We start from the raw sequence: 1434 nt of genomic DNA, 5'->3' as shown, positions 1-1434 counted from the left end.
TGAACTGCACCCCAATTGTTAGACACAAGCTAACAATTGGAGGTGCAGTTTTTTATGAGTAGATTCAGTGTGAAGGAGAAGTTCCAGGCCGTACAAGATTATTTGTCAGGAAAAGAATCCTATTCTGAGATCGGGGCACGCATTGGAATCGATTACAAGTCCGTTATTAAGTGGGTAGCTTTCTATCGTGCACATGGTATGGAAGGTTTAGCTGCACGGTATACAACGTACTCGAAAGAGTTTAAAATGGACGTACTTCGATTTATGAACGAATCAGGAGCGTCTCTTTTAGAAACTGCCGTAACGTATAACATCGCGGCACCTTCAGCCATATCGAATTGGAGAAGGATTCTGGAAGAAGAAGGCGAAGACGCCCTGGAACCAATGAAAAAGGGGCGTTTATCCATGAAAAAAGAAAAGAAAGCAACTCCTGTTGAAGGTTCGATTGAGGCATTACAAGCCGAAATACAGCATCTGCGGATGGAGAATGCTTATTTAAAAAAGTTGAATGCCTTAGTTCAAAGCAAGGAAAAGTTACAAAACAAGTCAAAGCGCAAGTAGTGTTTGAACTAAGGCATGAATTCCCTATTACAGCCTTGCTGCAGCTGGCCCAGATTCCACGTAGTAGCTACTACTATTGGGTAGCCACCTTGGAAAGGCCGGACAAAGATGCCGATGTAAAAGCCCGCATTAAAGCCATATATGATGAGCATCGAGGCCGATATGGATACCGCCGTATTCGGGATCAATTACACAATGAAGGGCACCAGATCAACCATAAGAGGGTGCAGCGAATGATGGGCGAACTCGGTCTGAAATGTACGGTCCGGATGAAAAAGTACCGCTCGTATAAGGGGAATGTCGGGAAAATAGCACCGAATGTTTTAGATCGAAATTTCAAAGCGAAGAAGCCCAATGAGAAATGGGTAACCGACATTACAGAGTTCAAATTATTCGGTGAGAAGGTTTACTTAGCCCCGATGTTGGATTTATTTAGTGGAGAAATTATCACCTATACAATAGAATCACGCCCTGTCTATTCCCTTGTTTCCAAGATGCTGGACAAAGCGTTTGAACATATAAATGACGGAGATCAACTGATGATTCATTCAGATCAAGGCTGGCACTATCAAATGGGGCCATATCAGCAGGCATTAAAGAAACGTGGGATCACACAAAGTATGTCACGCAAAGGAAACTGCTATGACAATGCGGTTATTGAGAATTTCTTCGGTATCTTAAAATCCGAATTTTTATATAGACAAGAGTTTGAAAGCATGGAACACTTTAAGAAAGAGCTCAAACAATATATCGATTACTACAATCACAAACGGATTAAGGCAAAATTAAAGGGTATGAGCCCGGTTCAATACCGGATTCACACCCTAAAGGCTGCTTAAACTTTATAGTGTCTAACTTTTTGGGGTCACTTCA

1 protein-coding gene is annotated in these 1434 nt (G+C 42.0%); it reads left to right on the top strand.

Going from position 1 to position 1434, the window contains the following annotated elements; genetic code table 11:
• Nucleotides 1–54 precede the first annotated feature (54 nt).
• Nucleotides 55–1400 (top strand): IS3 family transposase gene (locus tag N0M98_RS33625; RefSeq protein WP_259620505.1). Its coding sequence is split into 2 segments (ribosomal slippage): nucleotides 55–496 and nucleotides 496–1400, totalling 1347 coding nucleotides; the frame shifts between segments, so codons are not numbered across the junction.
• The last annotated feature ends 34 nt before the right edge of the window (nucleotides 1401–1434 follow it).

Origin of the sequence: Paenibacillus doosanensis (assembly GCF_025060755.1) — a bacterium.
In the GTDB taxonomy this organism is placed as follows: Bacteria; Bacillota; Bacilli; order Paenibacillales; family NBRC-103111; genus Paenibacillus_S; species Paenibacillus_S doosanensis.
Note: the sequence above shows the minus strand (reverse complement) of the source record. Positions and strands in the feature narration are given on the sequence as shown.